Below are 22,505 nucleotides of genomic sequence, written 5' to 3'. Positions count from 1 at the left end.
TACACCCCGGCCGTGCCCGCCGACAACTTCAAGGGCATCCCGGTCTTCGACGCCAAGAAGGCCGCCAAGCCCTACAGCTCGACCCTGAAGACCAGATCGATAACCCTGCGGTCCACCTGCCGTGACCACTGTCATACGTCCGGCTGATGACGTAGCCTCTCGACCGTGCATAGGGTTCCCCACAGCTCGGTGAAGCCGCTGACGGCGCGCTCCGGCGCCGGAGCGCTCCCGCCGAACTCGCTTGGTGGGGAAGGTAACCGTATGGGCTCACAGCACCCCGGGGACGCGGCACGACTCAAACCGGCCGGACGGCGTCCCGACCCGTCCACGCCCGCGGCGGCACCGCCCGGCCCGGGCGGCAGCGGTCGGCCCGCCCCCGCCGGGGGCTTCGCCGACACCCTGCATCTGGCGATCGAGGCCAGCGGCCTCAGTCTGGACCGGATCAGGGCGGCGCTGGCCCAACGCGGTGTCAGGGTCAGTGTCACCACGCTGAGTTACTGGCGGCGCGGCCGCAGCCAGCCCGAACGGGCCAGCTCACTGCGCGCCGTCCATCTGCTGGAGGAGCTGCTCGGTCTGCCGCACAGCACCCTCTCCGCGCTGCTCGGCCCGCCCCGGCCACGCGGCCGCTGGGCCGCCGCGGCCACCATCTGCCAGCTGCGACTGGAGGACGTCTGGCCGGGCGAGCAGCAGATCGCGGACGTCTTCGCCGAGCTCGACGCCCCGCCGGTCGGCGAGTTGGAGCGGCTGAGCATCCACGACGCGTACTACGTCGACGCCGAGCGGCGCGCCAACCTGCTGCGGCTGCGCCAGGTGGTCCGCGCCACCGTCGGTGGGGTGGCCCGCTGTCTCGTCGTGCACAAGGCGGACGAGGGTGCCACCGGCTGCCCCGAGATCACCTCGGTCCGGCACGGCCGGCTCGGCCGGGTCCGCCGCCGCCCGGAGGCCGGCCTGGTGGTCGGCGAGCTGATGCTGGACCGCCCGCTCGGGCTCGGCGACAGCACGGTGTTCGAGTACGAGGTGGAGATCCCGCCCGGCGGGCCGACCATGGAGTACAGCCGCCGCTTCGCGGCCCCGGTGCGCGAGTACGTCCTCCAGGTCCACTTCGACCCGGCGGCGGTCCCGGTCCACTGCGAGCGCTACGACCGCGCCCCGGGCGAGGACGTCGACCGCCACCGCGAGCAGCTCTGGATCGGCGCCTCGGCCAGCGCCCATGTCCTCGCCCCGGACCAGCAGCCCGGCCACATCGGCATCCGCTGGGAGTGGGAGTAGCCCCGCCGTCGGCACCGCGCCACCACTGCCACCACCACCGCCCCGGCCGCCACCGCCCCGTCGCGGCCGGGCCCCGCCGCTACCGCCCGGCCGCAGCCGTCCGCCGCACGAGGTGCACCATCCCGGGCACCGGGAACAGCAGCAGGAACAGGTTCGGCAGCCACCACGCGAGCGAGTAGTCCCCCCGCAACGCCCAGAACGCCACCGCCTGGAGCCCCGCCGTGCTGGTCAGCGCGAGCGAGACCAGCATCAGCGGCTGCGCACGCCCCGCGAGGCCGCGCCGGCCGAGCCGCAGCGCAGTCAGCCCGGTGACGCTGGCCAGCACGTCCAGCAGGACGAACGAGTAGTTCCAGTCGCTGAGCACCGGATTGTCGTAGTCCTTGTACGCGTACTCGGCCGGGATCAGCGCCAGCAGCGTGGCCGCCCAGTACACCAGGAAGCCGACGTCGGTGACCATCATCGACGCCTTGGTGAACCGCAGGACCCGGCTGCGGACGGGCAGGTCGCTCATGCTGTCTCCTCGGTCATCCGGTCACTCGTGGCTCATCCCTCCGCCGAGGTACAGCACGGCGACCCCCGCGACGACCAGCGCGGCCCCGGCCACCGAGGCCGGTTTGACCGGCTCGCCGAACGCCACCACCCCGCCGACCAGCGCCCCGACCGTGCCGAGCCCCGACCAGACGGCGTAGACCGGGCCCACGTTCAGCGACTTGAGCGCCTGGGCGAGCAGGACGAAGGCGATCACATAGCCGATCCCCACGACCACACTGGGCAGCACCTTGGTCAGTCCGTGCGAGGCCCGCAGGGCCAGTGTCGCGGTCACCTCGGCCACGATGGCCGCGCCGACCAGCAGATAGGCGGTCATGTCCAGTCCCCCGTCGTCGGTTCAGTTCAACTAGGTTCTGTCATTGATGAGTTCGACCAGCAGAGCGCGCAACTGCCGGTGCAGGCCGTCGTGCGGTGGGCTGAGGTCGAGCAGGCGGGCCGACCACCAGCCGTCGACCGCCATCCGGACGAGCGTGGCCACCGCCGGGTCCAGCCCGTCCTCGGTGAGCCGCCGCTGCCAGCGCTCGTACCGGGCGCGCAGAAGGTCGAGCACCTCGGGGCCGCCGGCCGCCGCCAGCAGGGCCACCGGCACCTGGTCAGCACCGCTGGTGTCCCCGGCCGGGGACTCCGCGGGGATGGTCGCGTCCAGCCAGGCGAGCGCGTACGCGCCGGGAGCCGCGCCGGGCCCCGGCAGAACGGCCTCGAACCGGTCGGCCAGCCGCTCGACCACCCCTCGGACGAGGGCCCGCTTGCTGGGGAAGTGATGGAGCAGCCCGCCCTTGCTGACGCCGGCCTCGACGGCCACCGCGTCCAGGCGCACCGCGTCGACGCCTCCCCGCACCAGCAGCCGCTCGACGGCGTCGAGCAGTTGATCACGCACCGGTCGTACCTCTCTCCGTGTTACAGACCGTCCAGACGGTCGGCCTCAGCCTAGCAGAGCCCCACAACCCGGCCGGAAAAGCAACACCACCTCCCGGCAAGGGTGTTGACAGTCCGGAATGGGACATGCTTACGTTTCCTCGGCCAAACCGACGGGATATTGCGAGCCAGCGGGCCGGCCACCTCAAGATGCATATGCACGATGATCGAAGAAGCGGCGCCGGGTAATTCCTACCGCGCCAGGGGGAACGCTGTTCGACATCCACGGGGGATCATGCAGGACATGAGGATCGGACGATGTCCGCGCAGGCCGGAACCGGCCCCGCGCACTCACTGACACGCCGTCAAGAACGCACCAGAGCTTGGCGTTCACGCCGCGTCAACCACCATGCCGGCCCATCGACCAGATCCGGCCGCGCCTTCGTCCCCGGCCGGGCGAGCCGCGCAACGGCGCGCTGCCGCACCCCCGGCCGACGTCCCGCACGACCCACCCCGCCCGGTCGGTCCGTTCACGGTCAAGCGGGCGGCCATTTCGTGCAATGCGCGAACAAAATCGCGCGGCCCGATGCGCCGAATTCACCGATCATTGAATTTGAGGGAATCTGGTGGACATTTTCTCCAAGGTATCCGGCTACACCGCGGCCCGCGACGCCATGGCCGCCGGCATCTACCCCTACTTCCTTCCGCTCACCGGCCACGAGGGCACCACGGTCACCCTGGGTGACCGCGAGCTGGTGATGTGCGGCTCCAACAACTACCTCGGCCTGACCGCGGACCCCCGGGTCCGGAAGGCCGCCGTCGACGCGCTCGACCGGTACGGCCCCTCCTGCACCGGCTCCCGCTTCCTCAACGGGAACCTCGCACTGCACGATCAACTGGAGGGCGAGCTGGCCGAGTTCTACGGCAAGCCGGCCGCCGCCGTCCTCTCCACCGGCTACCAGGCCAACCTCGGCACGATCAGCGCCCTGGCCGGCCGAGGCGACGTGGTGTTCGCCGACCGCGACGCGCACGCCTCCATCGTCGACGGCTGCGTGCTCAGCGGCGCCAAGCACCGCCGCTTCCGGCACAACGACGCCCGCTCCCTGGACCGTGCCCTGGCGGCCGTCCCCGAGTCGGCCGGAAAGCTGGTCGTGGTCGACGGCGTCTACTCCATGGAGGGCGACCTCTGCGCCCTGCCCGAGATCGTCGAGGTCTGCCGGCGCCGCGGCGCCCGCCTGATCGTCGACGACGCGCACGGCCTCGGCGTCCTCGACCAGGGCCGGGGCACCTGCTCGTACTTCGGCCTCACCGACCAGGTCGACCTGATCACGGTGACCTTCAGCAAGTCGCTGGCCTCGCTCGGCGGCGCCGTCCTCGGCGACGAGGACGTCATCCACTACCTCAAGCACCACGCCCGCAGCCTGATCTTCAGCGCCTCCGCCACCCCGGCCAGCGCAGCGGCCGCGCTGACCGCGCTGCGCATCCTGCGCGACGAACCCTGGCGGGCCGAACGCGCCCAGCAGAACGCCGACTACATCCGGGCCGGTCTGGCCGCGCTCGGCATCAGCCCGGGTGAGAGCAGCACCCCGGTGATCCCGCTACGGACCAGAGGCATCATCGAGACCCTGCTGCTGTGGCGGCGGCTGATCGACAACGGCGTCTACACCAACCCGGTGGTGCCGCCCGCCGCCTCGCCCCGGCTGCGGCTGAGCCTGATGGCCACCCACACCACCGAACACCTGGACAAGGTGCTGGACGCGCTGAGCGCCGAGTCCGCCATGTTCCTGCGCGACGACGAGCCCGACGCCACCGACGAGTTGGCCGGTCTGGCCGAACTCGCCCAGTCGGCCGCCGGCCGGCCGTGAAACCCGCCCCCGGCCCCGCGACGGTCGCGGTGCTGGCCGCCGGGTCGGCGGGCGCCGTCCTCGGCGCGGGGCTGTCCCCGGCCGACGGCCGCCCGCCCGACTGGCCGTGGTGCGCGGCCGCGGCGGCCGGGGCCGCGCTCGCCCTGGCGGCCGTCCTGCTGCGCGGCCGCTCCGCCACCGGTCTCCTCGGAGGGCCGCCCCACCGGCCCTCCGCCGCCGGGCTGCTGCTGCTCGGCGGCGCTCTCCCGGCCTCAGTCACCGCGGGCAGCACCGTCCTCGCCGCCGTGGTCACCACCGTCGCGGCACTCACCGCCGCGACGGCGCTCGGCCCGCACCGCACCACCGCTCCCCGGGCACCCGCCCTCGCCGGGACGGCCGCCCTGGTCGCCGGAACCGCCGCGGCAGCGGCGGCCCCCTCGGCGTCCGCGGCCGTCCTCGGCACCCTGGCCGGCGTGGCCGGCCTGCTGCTCGTCGCCGCCGCGGCACCGGCCGCGGAGACCGAACCCGACCATCCACCAAGGAGCCAGCCATGAGTCGCCTCGGACTCGCCGCCCGTGCCCTGCGTCTGACCCTGAGCCGCACCCACGCGGACCCGACCCCCGACTACGATGCCGCGAGTCCCAGCTACGACACCTACTTCAGCCCGGTGATGGGCGTGCACTCGATCGCCGCACTCGACCACGTGACCATCCGCCCGGGCGACGACGTCATCGAACTCGCCTGCGGCACCGGCCATCTGACCCACGAGATCGTCCGCCGGCTGGAGGGGCGCGGCTCGGTGCACGCGGTGGACAAGTCCCCGGGCATGCTCTCGGTCGCCCGGGCCAAGGTGCTGCCCGCGGCGCTGCGCTCGCCCGGCCTCGAAGTCTCCCTGGAGGAGGGGGACATGGAGGAGTTCCTGCGGAACCGGCCGACCTCCGGCGCGGACCTCGTCGTGGTCGGCTGGGCGATCTGCTACAGCAAGCCGGTGAAGCTGCTGGAACAGATCAGGCGGGTGCTGCGGCCCGGCGGCCGGGTGGTGGTGATCGAGACCCGCGGCGACGCGCTCAAGACCCTGATCGACCAGCTGGAGAAGGTGTTCGCCGCCGACCCGTCCCTGCTCACCGGCCTGGTCCGGGTCAACCTGCCCAAGGACGCCGCCACCGTCGCCCGCTGGTTCGCCAAGGCCGGACTCACCGTCGACGTGCGGCGCGACGGCCACCAGGTGCTGCCCGCCGACACCCCCGAGGCGGCCCTGGAGTGGGTGCAGCGCTCCGGCGCCGCGGCCGGTTTCAAGGACGCCGTCGACCACCACCGCGAGCAGCACGCGCTGGACCTCATCCGGGCCGGACTGGCCGAACACGTCGCCAGGCACGGCTCGTTGGAGCTTCGGCACACCTTCGTGGTGGTCACCGGCAGCAGCCCGGCCGCCGCCACCACCGGCACCGGCCCGGGCGGGCGACACCGCGAGGGAGTCGGCACCGCATGACCGCGACCGTCACACCCGCCGCACCGGAGACCACCCCGGGCGCGATGCGCAACCGTCTGCTGCGTCTCGCCCGGGTGCTCACCGCCCGCCCGAAGACCGTGCTCATCGCCTGGGCCGTACTCATCGCGGTCTGCTTCCCGTTCGCCTCGCAGCTGAACGACGTCCTGACCAAACAGGGCGCCTCCAAGGTGGTGCCCGGCACCAGCAGCGCCCGCGCCGACCAACTGGTCGAGCGGTCCTTCCCGGACCGCTCGCAGCGCGAGTCGATCGTCGCGATCGGGGCCCCGGACGTCCGCGGCGCCCAACTCCGCGCCCTGCTGGCCGGACTGGACGGCCGGATCGCCGAGAAGGTGCGCACCGGCGAGGTGCGCCAGTCCAGCTCGGCGTACACCCTGTACCGGGACTCCACCACCGCGTACCTGCGGCAGCTGCGCACCCAGGTGGACCAGCAGCTCGCCGCCGCCCGTGCCGACACCTCCCCCGAGGCCCGCCGTCAGGCGGTGGACGCCCTGGTGTCGGTGGGTCAGGTACCGGCCGCCCTGGCCGGGCCGGCCCGCCAGGCGGTGACCGCCGACGACTCCGCGCTGCCCGGTCTCGCGGCCGGCTTCGCGGCCACCGCCGACTGGCACGCCTTTCCGGTGCCGGTGCCCGCCGACGCCGTCGACCGCCTCCTCGCCAAGGATGGCACCGCGGCGCTGGTCTCGGTCAGCTTCGCCAAGCAGGCCGGCCACGACCCCGATGTGGACTGGCTGCGCGCCGCCGTCGCCGACGCGCTGCGCACCGCCGGCGCGGGCCCGGACGTCAACGCCCATGTCACCGGCGAACTCGCCCTGATCAAGGACACCTACAAGAAGGCGGAGGACGACAACGCGCTGATGGAGACGGTCGCCTACGCGATCATCTTCGTGGTGCTGTTGCTGTTCTTCCGCGCCGTGGTGCCCGCCGTCCTGACGGTCGCCGCGATCGGGCTGGCGACGACCGTCAGCCAGGCCGCGCTGTTCGCCCTCGGCCATCAGGTGACGCTCACTCAGTTCACCATCACCATCATGAACTTCGTGATGCTTGGCGCGGGCGTCGACTACAGCATGCTGCTCTCCTCGCGCTACCGGCAGGAGCGGCTGGCCGGGCGGCCGCCCAAGGAGGCCGCGGTGCACGCCACCGCGCACGCGGGCGAGTCGATGCTGCTCGCCGCCGCCGCGGTGGTCCTCGCCTTCGGCGCCACCCTGCTCTCGCCGGTGGACTGGATCCCGCCGCTCGGCTACGGCGGGCTGATCGGCATCCCGATCGTGCTGCTGGCCGCGCTCACCCTGACCCCGGCGCTGCTGACGCTGCTCGGCGACCGCTTCTTCGCGCTGGGCCTACGGCCGCTGAGCGACCTGGAGCACGGCAGCGCCCTCGGCCGGCACCTGGCCAGGGCCGCCGACCTGGCCCGCCGCCGCAAGGTGGCGATCGTGCTGGTCTTCGCCGCCGTCACGGTGCCGTTCGCGGTGGTCACCGCCCAGCACCGGTCGACCGCCGACCCGGTGGCACTCAGCCCGGCCACCGACTCCCGGACCGGCTTCGAACTGGTCGCCCGGACGTGGGGCGACGCGACCGTGCTGCCCACACTGGTGGTGGCCCGGCCGGCCCCGGGGGTGGTCGACCCGGCGGAGCACCGGCTCACCGACACCGGCCGCACCGCCGTCACGGCGCTCACCGACAGGCTCGCCGCCGTCCCCGGCGTGGCCAGGGTCTCCGCGGTGACCAGGCCGTTCGGCACCCCGCTGGCCGCCGACCAGGTCGACGCCCTGGGCGCGGAGCTGCGGCGGGACTACCTGGCCGACGACGGCGCCCTGCGGATCGTGGTCGAGCTCGCCGACCCGCCGTACTCCGGGGCCGCGGCGCGGGCCGTGGACCGCGTCCAGGACGTCACCGCCGCGGCGAAGGACGTCGGAACACTGGAGGTCGGCGGCGCCACCCAGGTCGACCGCCAGTACGGCAACGCGCTCGACTCCAGTTTCTGGCAGATGATCGGGCTGGTCTCGGTCGGCGTCTTCGTGATGCTGGTGATCGCCCTGCGGTCGCTGCTGATCCCGGTCCGGCTGATCCTCACGATCATGATGAGCAACGTCTGGGCGATCGGCATCACCGTGCTGATCTTCCACTTCTGGCTCGACAAGGCGATCATCGACGACCTGCCGATCTTCCTCACCGTGCTGATGATGGGTCTCGGGATGGACTACGAGATCTTCCTGGTCACCCGCGTCCGCGACCTGGTCCGCGGCGGTGCGGACCAGGAGAGCGCCACCATCGGCGCGGTGGTCGACACCGGCCGGGTGATCAACGCGGCCGGCCTGGTGATGGCCGGCAGCCTCGGCACCATGGCGCTCTCCTCCACGGTGATGCTCCAGGAGTACGGTGCCGGGCTCGGCCTCGCCGTCCTGCTGGACGCCACGCTGATCCGGATGCTCTTCGTCCCGGCCACCCTGCTGCTGTTCCGCCGCTTCAACTGGTGGCTGCCGACCCTGCGCCGGGCCCGTGCGGAGGTGAGCCCGCGATGACCGCGGACCGTCCGGTGACGGCGTCCGGCTCCCCCGTGCCCGCCGTCACCGGGCGGGCCCGCACCGTCCACCGCCTGCGCGCCCACCACCGCGCCGCGCCGCCGGCCTCCGCCGCCCTGCTGTTCGCGGTGCTGGCCGGGGCGCGGATCGCCGGGGCGTTCGCGCTCCCGCTGATGGTGCTCTCGGTGGGCCTGAGCGCCCTGGTGCCGGCCGTCCTCGACCGCGCGGACCGGGTGGCGGCGGGCCTGCGCCGGTTCCGGTTCCGGCCCGCCGCGGCCGGGACCGGCCTGGTGGTCCTCGCCTACGCCGACACGGTGTTCGCCACCCGGGCCGCCTTCGGCCGGGGCGACGGCAACTGGACGGCCCTGGTGCCCGGGCTGTTCCGGCAGATGGCACCGGGCGCGCCGGTGGTCGCGGGCGTCGCCATGGTGGTCTGCATGGGCGTCCTGGTCCCGCTGGTCGAGGAGGTCTGCTACCGGGGTGTGCTCTACCACGCGGTGGAGCACGCCCGCGGTCCGGCCGCGGCGATCGCCGCCACCTCGGCCGCCTGGGCCCTGGTGCACCTCGGCGACTACGGCCTCCACCCGTTCGACACCCGGGTGATCTGCGGGGTGCTGCCGTCGGTCTTCACCATGGGCCTCGCCCTCGGCATCTGCCGGGCCTGGACGGGTTCGGCCCTGGCCGGCGCCGTCGCCCAGGGCACCGCCAACCTCCTGCTGCTCGGCTGGGTCCTCTGGGCCCTCTGAGGGCGGGTCACGACCCCGGCCTCCCCTCCGGGCGCCCGGCCCCGACACGCCCTAACACCTCCCGTCCACCCGCGCCAGAGCCGCCCCGCCGAACGGCCGTCACCCGCCCGGCTCAACCCACCTCGCCGAACACTCGTCCGCTTTGGGACTTTAGTCCCGATAACACGCGGTATCAGCCTGGGAAGGTCAGTCCTGTCACGCCGTCAGGGCCTGACCAGGAAAGAGGCGGAGAATGACCCGTACCGACCAACTGACCCCGTTGCTGGAGTTCGACGACGTCGAACCCGACGAGGACTGCATATGCGGGGGCTGCAGCGCCCGCCGTCGCGCCCGGCGGCACGCCGCCCCGGTGCACGAGGGCGGGCACGCCGCGGCCCGCAGCGTCCGTCGTCGCGCCGCCGTACTGATGGCCGCGGTCGGCACCGCCCTCGGCGGCGGCGCGGCCGGAGCCACCGGCGCGGCCGCCGCACCGGCCCCCACCCCCACCCCGGGCGGCAGCAGCACCGCCCAGCCGCCGCAGACCCCGCAGGGCGAGGTCAGCGGCCTGTACGGGCAGGCCCCCGGCGCCCGCGCCTTCGCCGCCCCGCGGGCCACCACGCAGCCGGTCACCCGGGCGCAGATCATCGAGCGGGCACAGAGCTGGGTCAACCAGAAGGTCCCGTACAGCATGAGCCGCTACTGGTCGGACGGCTACCGCCAGGACTGCTCCGGCTTCGTCTCGATGGCCTGGGGCCTGGGCAGCAGCCAGACCACCTGGACCCTGCCCAACGTCGCCGAGCGGATCACCAAGGCGGACCTCCAGCCCGGCGACATCCTCGTCTACAACAACCCGGCCAACCCGCAGGCCGGTTCGCACGTCACCATCTTCGGCGGCTGGACGGACTCCTCCCGGACCCGTTACCTGGCCTACGAGCAGACCTCCCCCAGCACCCTCAAGCGGGACACCCCGTACGCGTACTGGAACAACTCCGCCTCGTACGTCCCCTACCGCTACAAGGGGCTCGCCACCGGCGGCAACGGCAACGACGGCTCCTCCTCGACCGCCTTCCCCGGCGCCGGCGCGTTCGGCCCGGGCGCCAACAACGCGTCCGTCACCAGGCTCGGGCAGCTGCTGGTGCAGCGCGGCGGCGGGAAGTTCTACAGCGAGGGCCCCGGCCCGCGCTGGGGCGAGGCCGACCGGAAGGCCACCGAGGCGTTCCAGCTCGCCCAGGGCTGGCGGGGCAGCGAGGCGGACGGCATCCCGGGCAAGGACACCTGGGACTACCTGGTCAACCAGAAGGGCCGCGACATCGACGGCGGTTCCCCGATCCCGCCACCGCCGCCGGTCAACCCCGGGACGGGGGCGACCGCCTTCCCCGGCCGGGACAAGTTCACCCCCGGCGCCAGCAACGACTACGTCCGGCAGCTCGGCGAGCAGCTGGTGCGCAAGGGGTTCGGCCGCTACTACACCCAGGGGCCCGGCCCGCGCTGGACGGAGAGCGACCGGCGCAACGTCCAGGCCTTCCAGGAGGCCCAGGGCTGGCGCGGCAGCGAGGCCGACGGCTACCCGGGCCCGGACACCTGGCGCCGCCTCTTCTCCTGACCCCCGATCACTGATCACTGATCACTGACCGCCGACCCCGTTCGCCCCCACCCCAGGACCGCCCCCCGCCGCCCGTCCGCGCGGCGGGGGGCGGTCGCGCTCAGGCGGTCGCGCTCAGGCAGGCCGGCGGGACATCCAGTGGAAGAGCCCCATCGCCACACTGGTCGCCAGGTTGAAGCTGGACACCCCGGGCCGCATCGGCACCGCGACCAGCCGGTCCGCCCGCGCCTTCAGCTCCTCCGAGACCCCGTGCCGCTCGGTGCCGAAGGCCAGCAGCGCGTCGTCCGGGAACGTCACCGCCCGGATGTCATCGCCCTCCGGGTCCAGCACGTACAGCGGCCCGGCGGGCAGCTCAGGCAGCGTCAGCCGCTCGACGGCGGTGGCGAAGTGCAGGCCCGCGCTGCCCCGGACGACGGTGGGGTGCCAGGGGTCCAGGTCGCCGGTGGTCACCACGCCGGCGGCCCCGAAGCCGGCCGCCAGCCGGATCACCGCGCCGACGTTGCCCAGGTTGCGCGGGTTCTCCAGCAGCACGACGGGCGCCTGCCGGGGGTGCCGGGCGAGCGCCGCCAGGTTGGCCCCGGCGGTCGGCCGGGTGGCCAGCGAGATCACCCCGGTCGGGTGCGGCCGGGGCACCAGCGTCCGCAGCGCCGGCTCCGGCAGCTCCACCGCCAGCGCGTCCAGCGCGGGCACCACGTCCCCGGCCAGCTCGGCCGCGAGCGCCAGCAGCCCGGCGCGGTCGGCGGTCAGCACCTGCCGGACGTCCCCACCGAAGCGCAACGCGTGCTTCAGCGCGTGGAATCCGTCCAGCAGCACCGTCTCCGGCGCCTGCGCGCCCGCCCGCCAGGCCCGCACCAGCTCGTCGTTCATGGCGCTCACTCTGCCACCCCGGCCGCGCCGGGCTCACCGGGCCGTCCGGCGGCCGCGATCACCTGGTCGAAGCCGAGCGGCGCGCCGAGCGGACCGGCGCCGTCCGCGCACAGCCCGGCCAGGGCGAGGTCCAGGTGCCGGTGGACCAGCGTGCCGTCGGCGTCCAGCACGGCCAGACCGCCCGGCAGCGGGCGGGAGACCCGGACGCAGAGCAGCACCAGGTCGCCCATCCCGACGTCCGCACGCAGCTGCCCGGCGTCCTGGGCGGCCCGCAGCAGGCCCTCCACCGCCTCGACGGCCGCGCCGCGCACGGCGACCAGCTCCTCGTCCACCACCAGCCGCTCCAGCAGGACCACGATCGCCGCGCCCATCCGCAGGTCGGCGGCGGCGTGCGCGAAGCGGCGCAGCGCGAGGTACGGGTCGGGCTCCGCCCGCCGGGCCTCCTCGGCGGCCCCGGCGAGCCGGGCCAGCAGGTCGGTGACCAGCGCCCGGACCAGCGCCTCGCGGTCGGGGAAGCGCCGGTAGAGGGTGCCGGGTCCGACCCCGGCCCGACGGACGACCGCGTCCAGCGGGGCGTCCGGGCCGCGTTCCAGGAAGACCTCGCAGGCGGCGTCCAGGATCCTGCGCCGGCTTCGTTCCGCGTCCGCCCTCATCACCACTCCCTAAGCGGAGAAAATCTCTCCCCCTATGCTACCGTCAGGGAACCGGAGAAAAACTCTCCGCATAGTCGGGCAGCCATCGAGGAGCGACGCCATGACGACCACGGCCACCGGCACGACCACCACCCCCCTCACCCTCCGCACCGACATCGACGGCACCCGGCACACCCGGGACGCCGTCCTCGCCTGGGAGCTGGACCGGGCCCGCGCCGCCCTGCGGCTGCTCAAGCAGCGGCTCGGCGACGACCGGACCCGTGAACTCCTCGCCCCCGACCTGGCGTCCGCCGACACCGCGATGGCCGGCTGGCTGCACGCCTCCGACGGCCGGTGGCGCACCGCCGTCACCGAGCTGACCGCCACCGGCATCGACGCCCGGCGCTTCCTCACCTGGTGGCAGGGCCGGCTGCACGCCCCCGACCGGGCCGCGCTGCTCGCCGCCAACCCCGAGCACTACCTGGCCGACTCCACCGGCGAGCGGGTGGAGATCATCGAGACCATCGGCGCCGGACCGCTCCGCTTCTTCCTCCGCTTCCACGACGGCGTCCCGATCGCCGGCCCGGGCCACCAGGACTACCCCGTACGGATCGGCGGCACCGGCACCCTGGCCGACGGCTCCGAGGTGCTGCGCGTCATGCACGAGTTCGCCGACTCCCCGGACGGCCTGCGGATCCGGCTCACCATCGAGTTCCCGGAGGCCGCCCCGGAGAGCGTCGCGGTGGGCCACCAGTGGCACTTCGCCTGCGAGTTCGCCAACTGGCTGGAAGCGGCGGCGGCCTCCTGAGGCTTCGTCCTACCGCGCGTCCTCCCGCGCGCGCTGTGCGGTGGCCGTGCCGCCCCCGCGCAGCGCGCGTTCCAGGTCCTTCAGCGCCTGGAGCAGCAGCCGGGTGCTGGCCCGGACGACGTCCCGCTGCACGCTGGGCGGCGCGTCCGCCAGCCGTTCCTCCAGTGCCGCCTGCGCCCCGCGCACCGCGCCGAAGTCCACCGGCCGGCCGGTGAGCAGCGCGGCCGCCGCCAGCGCGGTGGCCAGCCGCAGCTCCTCGGCGAACGCGGCGGTGCCGGGCACCGGGTCGGCGTCGGCGGCGGGCAGATGGGCCTCCAGCAGGACGGCGACCCGCCCGAGGTGGCCGACCGCGGCCCGGGCCCGGTCGAGCTGGCGGCGGCTCACCCCGGGCAGCCCGGAGGCGTGCCGCCCCGGCTCGGCGTCGGCCCGCTGCATCGCCTGGAGCAGCTCGGAGCGGGCCTCCCTGGAGTCCAGCAGCGCCGAGCGGACCTCCCGTCCGCGCGACGCGCCCGGGTTCTCGTAGGCGGCGAGGACGGCCGCCGTGTACCGCCCGGCGGCGGCCAGCCACTCGGCCAGCCGCTCGCCGAGCCGGGCGGTCTGCCAGGTGGGGAAGAGCGCGTAGGTGAACAGCGCGACCGAGCCGCCGAGCAGGGTGAGCCCGACCCGTTCGACGGCGGTGGTCAGCGGGTTCCCGGCCTGGAGGCCGAGCAGGAAGACCACGTACGAGGAGACGCAGGCCGTCATCAGCGCGTAGCCGGTGCGCAGCGTGAGGTACGCGCCGCCGATGCAGACCACCGCCAGCGCGGCCAGCGCCCATGGCCCGGGGTGGGCGAACTGCACCACCAGTGTGGAGACCGCGACCCCGGCCATCGTCCCGGCCAGCCGGGCCACGCCCCGGCTGTAGGTCTGCGCGAAGTCCGGCCGCATCACCATGGCGGCGGTCATCGGCGCCCAGTAGCCGTGCCCGAAGCCGGCCAGCCGGGCGAGCAGATAGGCGGCGGTGACCACCCCGGTGAGCCGTACGGCGTGCTGGAAGACCGCCGAACGCGGCTGGAGCTGACGGCGCACCGCCCGGGCGGCGACCGGCAGCATCCGGGAGAGCGGCGGCTTGTGCAGCGCCCCGCCGGCCCCGACCACGGGGGTGCTGATGGTGTCCTCGTCGCCGCGCTCCAGGGCGTCGGCGGCCTTGCGCAGCAGCCCGGCCAGCCGGCGGGCGGCCCGCCGGGCGGCGCCCTGCAGTTGCGGGCCCTCGACCGGGGTGGCCAGGGTGAGCGCGGGCGCCGAGCGGGGCAGTCGCAGTGGATCGCCGGTGCGGACGGCCCGGGCGAGGGCGTCCATCGTCTCGGCGGCGGCGGCCAGTACGGCCCGGGCCCGGTCGCGTTCCGGCCCCTCCTCGGGGGCGCCGACCTTGGGGTCGGCGATCGCGGCCAGGGTGGGCCGGATGCGTTCGGCGATGCCGCGCAGGCCGCGCAGCTCGGCCGGCCGGTGGCGTTCCTGCCAGGGCGTCAGCGCGGCGGCGCGGCGGGCCGTCATGAACGGTGCCGGGTCGACGTTCGCGGTCGGGTCATGGCGCAGCCGGCGGGCGTAGTCGGCGAGTTCGGCGTAGGTGTCGGCGAGCGCCGCGCGCTGGGCGGTCCAGCTGCCGATCGGCCAGAGCGTGATGACGATCGCCTGGGCGGCACCGCCGAGCGCGCAGACGAGCCCGTGGCCGAGCGCGGCCGGCGCGCTGACCGGGAGCTGGACCACGATCAGCATCACCGAGAGGGTGTTGGCGGCGACCACCCCGGCGGTCGGCCCGATCGACCAGGCCAGGCCCGCCCCGAAGGCCCAGACCGCGAGCAGCACCGGGAAGAGGCCGGGGACGCCGGCGGCCAGGTAGCCGAGGAAGGTGCTGGTGCCGAGCCCGATCCCGGCCGCGACGGCGAGCGTGGGCCGGGGGCGGAAGCTGCGCTGGAAGGTGGCCGTCCCGGCGATGAAGGCGCCCATCGCGGCCGAGGTGGCGAGCTGCGGCCCGCCCAGCGCCAGGGTCGGGAAGAGCACCAGCGCGACGGCGACGGCCCCGCGTACCGCCCGTTTGGGGTCGGTGAGCGCCCGGTCCAGGGTCAGTCCGGTCCGCGCGGTGTCTCGCAGGGCGGCGAACCAGGACATAACGGTCAGCTTAGGGGAGTGGCGCCCTCCGGGCGGGGATGCGCAGAGCCCCGAGCCGGTTCCCGGTCCAGCGCAGCGCCGTCGTCGGCAGGAAGACCGCGTCCGCCGCGATCATCGCCAGCGAGAACACCGGCAGCCCGAGCAGCACCGCGATCCCCAGGTGCTCGGCCATCATCACCGCCAGCAGCGTGTTCTTGACCCGTCGGCTGACCAGCGTGAACGGGAACGCCACCTGCGTGATCACCGTCCCGTACGAGATCAGGAAGACCGGCAGCAGCGCCGAGCCGACCAGCGTGGAGAGCCACGGCCAGGGCGTGAAGTAGTCCAGGTGCAGCGGGTAGTAGAGCGCGGTGCCGTCCTGCCAGCGCGAGCCCTGCACCTTGTACCAGCCGGCCGTGGCGTAGATCAGCACCACCTCGGCGGCGATCACCAGCATCGCGCAGTTGTGCACCATGGTCGCCAGCGCGTCCAGCACGGCCCGCGCCTCGCCGTCCGGCCGCAGCCGTCCGAGCAGCCACCAGATCCCGGCCACCGCCCAGAGGCCCCAGAACACCGGTGTCCAGCCCAGGTACGGGAAGGTGGCGTCCGTCCAGGTCAGGCTCGTGCCGGAGAAGTCCCCGAGGCAGCAGACCAGCAGCACCGCGCCGAGCACCGCCCAGAGCAGCACCCCCGTCCGGCCGGGCGCCGGCCGCCGGGCGTCCAGCGACCAGACCTCGGCGCAGCGGGTGAAGACCAGGTAGACCGCCATCAGATGGACGACGTTGTCGCCGCCGTCGCCGAGGAACACGTTGCGGTTCTGCAGCGACAGCACGGTGACCATGAAGAGCACGGTGCTCGCCCTGGTCCGCCAGCCGAGCAGCACCGCGACGGCGGCCAGCACCGCCAGGTGGTACACCAGCTCGAACCAGAGCCGCCCGCCGAACCAGGGCAGCACCGTCATCGCACCGTTGTCGGCGATCAGCCGCCCGGCCAGGTCCAGCGACCAGGGCGACAGGTCGCCGTACAGCAGCCGCCGGTTGGGCCACTCCCGCAGCAGGTACGCCAGCCAGACCAGACTGAAGCCGATCCGCACCACCGCCGCCTGGTAGGGGCCGAGCACCCGCCCGGTGAACGCCGCCCAGGCCCGGGCGACCGCCTCCCCGACGCCGGGGAGCGCGGGTGCGGGGGCCCGCTCCCGACCGGGCTCCGGCCCGGGCTGGCGCGGGATCCCGTAGAGCAGCCGCTGGTCCTGTGTCTGCGCCTGCTCCCGCTCCGGCGACACCTCGTTCACCCGAGCCCCCGGTAGTCCTCGTCGTTCACCGGCCACCACGGCAGCTCCCGGACCTTCGGCGCGGGCGGCGGGCTCTCCCCGCTCCAGCCGGGCGGCGGCACGGTGGCCGTCGTCACCCTGAACTCGATCGCCAGGATCCGCTCGCCGTCGACGGTCCGGCCGATCCGCTGCAGCGCGATCCGCTTGAGGTACTGCTCGGCGAGCTTGCCCCGCGGGTTGGTCAGCGAGTCGTCCTGGGAGCTGTGCGAACCCTCGTAGAAGTCCCAGGCCCGGCGCAGCAGGTTCTGGTCGGCGTGGCTGGGGGCCGGGTTGTGGCGGATCGCGTCGATGTCCCGGGCGGTCAGCCCGGTCCAGTCGTGGGTGCGGGTGGCGCCGTCGGCCACGACGGTGCGCACCCGGGCGTCCAGGCTGACGTTCTGCTGGAGCGGGTTGGGCGCGAAGAGCTTCCAGTTCTGCTCGAACTCCGGGTACACCACGCCGTCCACCTCGTCCCGGTACTCCCGGGAGAGCGAGTTGGCGGGCGCGACGTGCAGGAACACCGCCCCGAGGAAGAGTCCGGTACCCGTGAGCAGCACCACGGCGCCCAGGCCGAGGACGGCGCGGGCGGGCACCGACCAGACCCGGCGAACGGGCTGCGGGTCCGTGCTGTCCGCCATGGGCTCCCCCCGTGGACGTGCGCCGCCGGTCCCGTTCCGGCTCGGTCGCGCGCCCATCCTGCCCTACCGGCCGGCCCGGCGGAGCGGGTCCCGCACGGGCCGCGGGCGCTTCCGCGCCGCGTCTGCCGGGCGCGGCCTAGAGGACGAAGGCGTCCCGGCCGTCGCTGCCGACCATCGGACGGCCCGCACCCTCCCAGGCGTACATGCCGCCGTCCACGTTGACCGCGTCCCGGCCCTGCTGCACCAGGTACTGCACGACCTGCGCGGAGCGGCCGCCGACCCGGCAGAGCACGTACAGCTTCCCGTCCGGCAGCTCGCCGAGCCGGGCGATCACCTGGCCCATCGGGATGTGCAGCGCGCCGTCCACGTGGCCCGCGTCCCACTCGTCCTGCTCGCGGACGTCCAGCAGGGCGGCGTCGGCGGGCACGGAGGCGGCGTCGGTGGTGGGGATCTGCGCGAACATCGTCTGGTTCTCCTGGGGGTCGGTCCGGTCCGTGCCATTGTCGCCCACCGGCGGCACGCCACCGCCCTGCGGGGCGGCCCCGGTGGCGGGGTCCCGGCCGCCGAGCAGCCGTTCCAGTTCGGCCTGCTGGGCGGCGGCCTTGGCGAGCAGTTGCTCGGCGAGCTCCTCCAGCAGCCGGTCCGGGTCCTGCGGGGCCAGCGCGAGCAGCTGGCCCATCGCGGTGTGCTCCAGCCGGACCTGCTCGGTGGCCGTCTCGGCGATCTTGGCGTTGAGCCACTCCAGCCGGCGGCGCAGCCAGCCGAGCCGGTCGGGGGAGTCCAGGGCGGGCGCGGCCTCGGGAGCGGTGGACCACTCGGCGGCGAGCCCCTCCAGCACGGCGGTGTCGCCGTACGCGTAGGCCTCGTTGACCCGTACCAGGAAGGCGGCCCGGCGCTGCTGCTCGGCCGGGTCGGTGGTCAGGTCCGGGTGCGCGCGGCGGACCAGCTCGCGGTAGATCCGCTGGGCGTCGCGGCCGGGCCTGACCTTGGCCGGCGCGGCCGGCGGCGGGGCCGCCTCCTGCTCCTGGACGCTGTCGAACAGCGCGTCCAGGTCCGGCAGTTCGTCCACCCGCTGACGGGCCTCGGCGGCCCGTCGCAGGTCCTCGGGCTGTCCGGTACGGGCGGCCACCGCCTCGGCGACCAGCGCGTCCAGCTCGTCCAGCCGGGCGTAGAGCGGGCCGAGGAGCTGATGGTGGATCAGTGCGAAGTTGTCGATCTCGACCCGCAGCGTCTGCATGTCGACGTCCATGCTGAGCCAGGCGAGTTCGGCGGCGGCGACCCGCTCCTCCAGTTCCTGCTGCTCCGGGTCCGTCCAGCGGGCGGGGCTCTGCGCGGTCACTTCTCGCCTCTGTCTCGTCCGGCCGTCTGGTCCTGCGTACCCGCGCCGCGAGGCGGCCCGGCCTGCCAGCCTACCCCCGCGCGCGACGCATCGGCCGGGTGCCCGGGGAGCGCGTACCGGCGCGCACCATGCGACACGCAACCGATACTGATGAATCTCCCCGTTTCGCTATCGAGCCCAGCCCTGTCCGTGCTTCGCTGGTATCCGCACAGCGTGCCTCCTCCAGAAAGACGGCCGACGCCAGGCGTCACGGCCAGGCGGGAGCAGACCGAATCCATGGTGGACGAGCCCAACTCCACACCGCTCACGACGGGCGCCGAGGCAGCGCCGAACGCCGGAGCCGCACCGGGTGACCAGCCGTCAGGCGTGGCCGCCCTGGTCCGGCTCGCCCTCGTCCTGGTCGACCGGGAGGGCCGGATCGCCCAGTGGAGCAGGGGCGCCGAGGAGCTGTTCGGCCACCGGGCCGAGGTCACCCACGGCCGCCCCGCCACCGGCCTGCTGCCCGCCGCCGAGCCGCGCAGCGTCCCCGGTCCGGCCGCCTCCCCCGCCGTCCGCCGCCGCCGCGACGCGCTGGACACCCTGGCCGAGCTGACCGCCGGCGGCCACCCCTGGGCCGGGCGGATGCCCGTGATCGACCGCGAGGAACACCTGCGCGACGTGCTCTGGTGGGCCTACCCGCTGCGCGGCCCGGCCGCCGCCCTGCTGGCCCTGGCCGCCGACGCCCAGCCGCTGCGCTCGGCCGGCCCCCGGCTGGCCCTCGGCGAACGCCTGCTGCCCTTCGCCCCCACCCCCGCCGCCCGGGGCGGCTTCCACCGGCTCTCCGCCGCTCTGGCCCCGCCCGGGCGCCCGGTACCCGAGCCGCTCGCCCGGCTGCTGCCCGGCGCGGCCGCCTCCGGCCCCCGGGCGGCGCTGCTCGACGCGCTGGCCCTGGCCGGGCTGCCCGCCCTGCGGCTGGACGCGGCCACCGTGCTCCCCGTGCTGCCGGCCGATCCACCGTCCGGCACCGCGCACGCGGCCGCCGGGATCGGCCGCCGCTACCCCACCGCCCAGCAGCGCGCCGCCCGGCTCGGCCACCCGGCCCAGCCCGAGCCGTCCGCCGCCGGGCGCCGCCCGGCGGGCCCGCTGCCCGGCCAGCGCGAGACCGCCGCCCGGCCCGCCGGTGCCGCGAGCGGTCCACCGGCCGGCGGTACGCCCGTCCCGGCCCCCGGCAGAGGAGGCCCCGCCATCGAGCAGACCAGCGTCGAACAGATCACCGCCGAGCAGGTCATCGCCGAGCAGGCCGCCGTCGAGTCCGCCGCCAACGGCCACCAGGCCCGGCGACCCGACCCCGTCCTGCCCGCACCCGCCGTCGGCGGCGGCACGCCCCCGCCCGGCCGGCTGAGCCCGTTCCTCACCAACGGGCAGGCCGGCGAGCAGCTGGCCCTGCTCAACGAGGTCGGCGGCAAGGTCGGCACCACCCTGGACCTCGGCTTCACCGCGCACGAGCTCTGCCAGGTGCTCGTCCCCCGGGTCGCCGACTTCGCCTGCGTGGACCTGGTGGACGGCCTGATCTCCGACTCCGAGCTGCCCGAGGCCCGCCCGGACGACGACACCATGCTCCGCCGGGTCGCCCTGGTCCGCAACGAGTCCGCCGGCGAGTGGGACCACGTCCTCGCCGAGGGCGCGCTGGTCCGGATGCCCCGCCACACCCCGCCCGGCATGGCCCTCCAGCTGAACCAGCCCGTCCTGGTGCCGGTGATCACCCGGGACGTCGCGGTCGACTACGCCGCCGCGCTCGGCGGCGTCCGGCTGGCCTCGGTGGTCTCCGGCCGCTCGATGCTGGTGGTGCCGCTCTCCGCCCGGGGCACCGTGCTCGGCATCCTCAAGCTGCTCCGGCTGCCCGACCGCGCCCCCTTCGACGAGAGCGACGCCGCCACCCTCAAGGAACTGGCCGTCCGCGCCGCGCTCTCGCTGGACAACGCCCGGCTGCACCGCGCCGAGTCCAAGGTCGCCACCACCCTGCAGCGCTCGATGATCCCGACCCGCCCGCCGAAGATCCCCGGCGTGCAGATCGCCCACCGCTACCTGCCGGGCGATCCCAAGGCCGAGGTCGGCGGTGACTGGTTCGACGCGATCCAGCTGCCCGGCAGCCGGGTCGCCCTGGTGGTCGGCGACGTGATGGGCCACGGTCTGCACTCGGCCGCCGCGATGGGCCGCTTCCGCACCGCGATGCAGACCCTCGCCGCCCTCGACCTCCCGCCCGGCCAGCTGCTGCGCCATCTCGACAACCTGGCCCACAAGCTCGGCGACGACCACCTCGCCACCTGCCTGTACGCGGTCTACGACCCGATCAACCGGACCTGTGAGCTGGCCAGCGCCGGCCACGTCCCGCCGGTACTGGTGCACCCGGACGGCAGCGGCGAGCTGCTGGAGATCCCGGCCGGCGCGCCGATCGGCGTCGGCGGGGTGCCGTTCGTCGCCAAGACCATCGACGTCAGCGACGGCTCGATGCTGGTGCTCTGCACCGACGGCCTGGTCGAGGTCAGGGGCGGTGACATAGGAGCGGGCCTGGCGGCGCTCTGCGGCAACCTGATCGACCCGCGGCAGAGCCCCGAGCAGGCCTGCGACGTGGTGCTGAAGCGCCTGCACTCGGACGACCGCAAGGACGACGTCGCCCTTCTCGTGGCCCGCTTCGACGGGGTCGCCCCGACCGAGGTCGCCACCTGGGACCTCACCGTGGACCACCGCGAGGTCGGCCGGGCCCGGGCACTGGTCCGTGCCCGGCTGGCCGCCTGGCACCTGGAGGCGCTCTCGGACACCACCGAGCTGCTGGTCAGCGAACTGGTGACGAACGCCGTCCGGGTCGCCCGGGACCGCGTCCAGCTCCAGCTGATCCGGGTGGACAAGCTGCTGGTCGAGGTGAGCGACGACAACCACAACCTGCCGTCGCTGGAGCCCGCCGAGCAGCTCGGCGAGACCGGCCGCGGCCTCACCCTGGTCACCAAGCTCGCCGAAAGCTGGGGCACCGCCCGCAAGGCGGTCGGCAAGGTGGTCTGGTTCGAGCTGCCCCTGCCGCCCCGGCCGCCCACCGCCTGACGGCCGGGGCGGACGGGCCCGGCCCACCGCCCCGGCCGACAGGCCGGCGGAGTGCGCCTTCAGGGGATCGCCGCGCCCGCCGAGGTACGACGCCGGGCCTCCGCCGCGACCTCCAGCGAGGCGGCCGCCGCCACCGAGGTCGCGGCACCGACCCCGGCCAGCACCCGCGGCCAGAAGTCCCCGAACACCTCCACCGAGACCGCGATCAGCAGCGCGGTGATCACCGCGACGACGTGCTCCAGACCCGCCAGATTCGGCAGGACGACCGCCTCGCCGACCATCAGCGCCACCACCAGCCCGGCGGTGAGCCAGGCCCGGCAGCGGAACGCGATGCAGATCGCCAGCGCCACCACCGCGGCCGAGGGGCCGGTGTCCCGGACGTACGCGACCCACTTCGGGAAGCCGAACACGTGGCTCGGGCCGATCGCCACACCCACCCGGGCGAACAGCGTCCCGGCCAGGGTGCAGGCGTAGGCCACCACCAGGGTCAGCCGTCGGCCGAGCACGATCTCGGCGATCCCGAAGACCACGAACACCTGGGCCAGCGCCCCCCAGACCGGCAGGTCCAGCGCCGGCACGTACAGCGACAGCGGCGTACGCAGCAGCGAGACCTCCAGCGGCAGCGCGGCCTTCACCACCCCGATATGGGTGACGAACCGCTCCCCGCCCGGCAGGTGCTGCACGATGCTGAACAGCAGGATCAGAAACGTCGCCGTGGTGGCCAGCGGTACAGCGGCGAACTTCCTGCTCGCCACCCGCTCCCGGACCGTCCCGAACAACGTTCCCCACTCGGCGACAGCGGCCTCGGCGGCAGTAGCCACCGGCCCCTTTCGCAC

General features: G+C 74.5%; 19 protein-coding genes. 9 read left to right on the top strand and 10 right to left on the bottom strand.

All coding sequences use genetic code 11. From position 1 onward, the window contains the following. Positions 1–261 precede the first annotated feature (261 nt). Positions 262–1,269, top strand: coding sequence for a hypothetical protein (locus AB0P06_RS32460; protein WP_363613743.1), 1,008 nt, complete (start codon positions 262–264; stop codon positions 1,267–1,269). Positions 1,270–1,348: 79 nt separating this feature from the next. Here the strand turns inward: AB0P06_RS32460 and AB0P06_RS32455 are convergent, their stop codons facing one another. The 3 genes from AB0P06_RS32455 to AB0P06_RS32445 are packed head-to-tail and all read right to left on the bottom strand — an operon-like array spanning position 1,349 to position 2,695. After that, positions 1,349–1,780: a DUF5360 family protein gene (locus tag AB0P06_RS32455; protein ID WP_363613741.1), complete on the bottom strand. Its 432-nt coding sequence runs from the start codon at positions 1,778–1,780 to the stop codon at positions 1,349–1,351. 21 nt (positions 1,781–1,801) lie between these two features. Then, positions 1,802–2,134, bottom strand: a complete 333-nt coding sequence (locus tag AB0P06_RS32450) for a multidrug efflux SMR transporter (RefSeq protein ID WP_363613739.1) — start codon at positions 2,132–2,134, stop codon at positions 1,802–1,804. A gap of 30 nt (positions 2,135–2,164) precedes the next feature. Then, the gene (locus AB0P06_RS32445; protein ID WP_363613737.1) at positions 2,165–2,695 is read right to left on the bottom strand and encodes a TetR/AcrR family transcriptional regulator; all 531 of its coding nucleotides are present in this window, start codon (positions 2,693–2,695) and stop codon (positions 2,165–2,167) included. A 604-nt stretch (positions 2,696–3,299) separates the two neighbouring features. Between AB0P06_RS32445 and AB0P06_RS32440 the strand changes: the two genes are divergently transcribed. The 6 genes from AB0P06_RS32440 to AB0P06_RS32415 all read left to right on the top strand — a co-directional run bounded on the left by AB0P06_RS32440 (position 3,300) and on the right by AB0P06_RS32415 (position 10,874). Beyond that, entirely contained in the window at positions 3,300–4,538 is a 1,239-nt protein-coding gene (locus AB0P06_RS32440; protein ID WP_363613735.1) for an aminotransferase class I/II-fold pyridoxal phosphate-dependent enzyme, read from the top strand. Beyond that, positions 4,535–5,071 carry a hypothetical protein gene (locus AB0P06_RS32435; RefSeq protein ID WP_363613733.1) on the top strand — a complete coding sequence of 179 codons (537 nt, stop codon included), beginning with the start codon at positions 4,535–4,537 and terminating at the stop codon, positions 5,069–5,071. Before AB0P06_RS32440 ends, AB0P06_RS32435 begins: the two co-directional genes overlap by 4 nt. Beyond that, the gene (locus AB0P06_RS32430) at positions 5,068–6,006 is read left to right on the top strand and encodes a methyltransferase domain-containing protein (protein ID WP_363613731.1); all 939 of its coding nucleotides are present in this window, start codon (positions 5,068–5,070) and stop codon (positions 6,004–6,006) included. Before AB0P06_RS32435 ends, AB0P06_RS32430 begins: the two co-directional genes overlap by 4 nt. Further along, positions 6,003–8,546 (top strand): MMPL family transporter, encoded by a 2,544-nt coding sequence (locus AB0P06_RS32425; RefSeq protein ID WP_363613729.1) that lies wholly within the window; start codon positions 6,003–6,005, stop codon positions 8,544–8,546. Before AB0P06_RS32430 ends, AB0P06_RS32425 begins: the two co-directional genes overlap by 4 nt. After that, positions 8,543–9,292: a CPBP family intramembrane glutamic endopeptidase gene (locus AB0P06_RS32420; RefSeq protein WP_363613727.1), complete on the top strand. Its 750-nt coding sequence runs from the start codon at positions 8,543–8,545 to the stop codon at positions 9,290–9,292. Before AB0P06_RS32425 ends, AB0P06_RS32420 begins: the two co-directional genes overlap by 4 nt. Positions 9,293–9,524: 232 nt before the next feature. Beyond that, positions 9,525–10,874, top strand: coding sequence for a peptidoglycan-binding protein (locus AB0P06_RS32415; protein WP_363613725.1), 1,350 nt, complete (start codon positions 9,525–9,527; stop codon positions 10,872–10,874). Positions 10,875–10,988: 114 nt separating this feature from the next. On the opposite strand, the gene AB0P06_RS32410 is transcribed toward AB0P06_RS32415, so the two are convergent. Together AB0P06_RS32410 and AB0P06_RS32405 are read right to left on the bottom strand one after the other, a co-directional pair. Further along, positions 10,989–11,741: a TrmH family RNA methyltransferase gene (locus AB0P06_RS32410; protein ID WP_363613723.1), complete on the bottom strand. Its 753-nt coding sequence runs from the start codon at positions 11,739–11,741 to the stop codon at positions 10,989–10,991. A gap of 5 nt (positions 11,742–11,746) precedes the next feature. After that, entirely contained in the window at positions 11,747–12,394 is a 648-nt protein-coding gene (locus AB0P06_RS32405; protein WP_363613721.1) for a helix-turn-helix domain-containing protein, read from the bottom strand. Between the two features lie 100 nt (positions 12,395–12,494). Between AB0P06_RS32405 and AB0P06_RS32400 the strand changes: the two genes are divergently transcribed. Further along, positions 12,495–13,181, top strand: a complete 687-nt coding sequence (locus AB0P06_RS32400; RefSeq protein ID WP_363613719.1) for a hypothetical protein — start codon at positions 12,495–12,497, stop codon at positions 13,179–13,181. Between the two features lie 9 nt (positions 13,182–13,190). On the opposite strand, the gene AB0P06_RS32395 is transcribed toward AB0P06_RS32400, so the two are convergent. From AB0P06_RS32395 to AB0P06_RS32380, 4 genes are all read right to left on the bottom strand, one after another. Next, positions 13,191–15,329, bottom strand: coding sequence for an FUSC family protein (locus tag AB0P06_RS32395; protein ID WP_363613717.1), 2,139 nt, complete (start codon positions 15,327–15,329; stop codon positions 13,191–13,193). Between the two features lie 10 nt (positions 15,330–15,339). Further along, positions 15,340–16,428, bottom strand: a complete 1,089-nt coding sequence (locus AB0P06_RS32390; RefSeq protein ID WP_363613751.1) for an HTTM domain-containing protein — start codon at positions 16,426–16,428, stop codon at positions 15,340–15,342. A gap of 167 nt (positions 16,429–16,595) precedes the next feature. Next, complete coding sequence (locus AB0P06_RS32385) at positions 16,596–17,255, bottom strand: DUF5819 family protein (RefSeq protein ID WP_363613715.1); 660 nt, start codon at positions 17,253–17,255, stop codon at positions 16,596–16,598. Between the two features lie 136 nt (positions 17,256–17,391). After that, positions 17,392–18,594: a rhodanese-like domain-containing protein gene (locus AB0P06_RS32380; RefSeq protein ID WP_363613713.1), complete on the bottom strand. Its 1,203-nt coding sequence runs from the start codon at positions 18,592–18,594 to the stop codon at positions 17,392–17,394. Positions 18,595–18,870: 276 nt separating this feature from the next. On the opposite strand from AB0P06_RS32380, the gene AB0P06_RS32375 reads away from it, so the two are divergent. Continuing rightward, complete coding sequence (locus tag AB0P06_RS32375; protein WP_363613711.1) at positions 18,871–21,669, top strand: SpoIIE family protein phosphatase; 2,799 nt, start codon at positions 18,871–18,873, stop codon at positions 21,667–21,669. 59 nt (positions 21,670–21,728) lie between these two features. Here the strand turns inward: AB0P06_RS32375 and AB0P06_RS32370 are convergent, their stop codons facing one another. Beyond that, positions 21,729–22,490: a hypothetical protein gene (locus AB0P06_RS32370; protein ID WP_363613709.1), complete on the bottom strand. Its 762-nt coding sequence runs from the start codon at positions 22,488–22,490 to the stop codon at positions 21,729–21,731. Positions 22,491–22,505 lie beyond the last annotated feature (15 nt).

Origin of the sequence: Kitasatospora sp. NPDC088351 (assembly GCF_040685575.1) — a bacterium.
GTDB lineage: Bacteria > Actinomycetota > Actinomycetes > Streptomycetales > Streptomycetaceae > Kitasatospora.
Note: the sequence above shows the minus strand (reverse complement) of the source record. Positions and strands in the feature narration are given on the sequence as shown.

Coding starts and splice junctions, on each gene's coding strand:
- AB0P06_RS32425 (WP_363613729.1), top strand. CDS start 6,003: ATGACCGCGACCGTCACACCCGCCGCACCGGAGACCACCCCGGGCGCG.
- AB0P06_RS32430 (WP_363613731.1), top strand. CDS start 5,068: ATGAGTCGCCTCGGACTCGCCGCCCGTGCCCTGCGTCTGACCCTGAGC.
- AB0P06_RS32420 (WP_363613727.1), top strand. CDS start 8,543: ATGACCGCGGACCGTCCGGTGACGGCGTCCGGCTCCCCCGTGCCCGCC.
- AB0P06_RS32455 (WP_363613741.1), bottom strand. CDS start 1,780: ATGAGCGACCTGCCCGTCCGCAGCCGGGTCCTGCGGTTCACCAAGGCG.
- AB0P06_RS32405 (WP_363613721.1), bottom strand. CDS start 12,394: ATGAGGGCGGACGCGGAACGAAGCCGGCGCAGGATCCTGGACGCCGCC.
- AB0P06_RS32410 (WP_363613723.1), bottom strand. CDS start 11,741: ATGAACGACGAGCTGGTGCGGGCCTGGCGGGCGGGCGCGCAGGCGCCG.
- AB0P06_RS32460 (WP_363613743.1), top strand. CDS start 262: ATGGGCTCACAGCACCCCGGGGACGCGGCACGACTCAAACCGGCCGGA.
- AB0P06_RS32375 (WP_363613711.1), top strand. CDS start 18,871: ATGGTGGACGAGCCCAACTCCACACCGCTCACGACGGGCGCCGAGGCA.
- AB0P06_RS32400 (WP_363613719.1), top strand. CDS start 12,495: ATGACGACCACGGCCACCGGCACGACCACCACCCCCCTCACCCTCCGC.
- AB0P06_RS32395 (WP_363613717.1), bottom strand. CDS start 15,329: ATGTCCTGGTTCGCCGCCCTGCGAGACACCGCGCGGACCGGACTGACC.
- AB0P06_RS32415 (WP_363613725.1), top strand. CDS start 9,525: ATGACCCGTACCGACCAACTGACCCCGTTGCTGGAGTTCGACGACGTC.
- AB0P06_RS32385 (WP_363613715.1), bottom strand. CDS start 17,255: ATGGCGGACAGCACGGACCCGCAGCCCGTTCGCCGGGTCTGGTCGGTG.
- AB0P06_RS32450 (WP_363613739.1), bottom strand. CDS start 2,134: ATGACCGCCTATCTGCTGGTCGGCGCGGCCATCGTGGCCGAGGTGACC.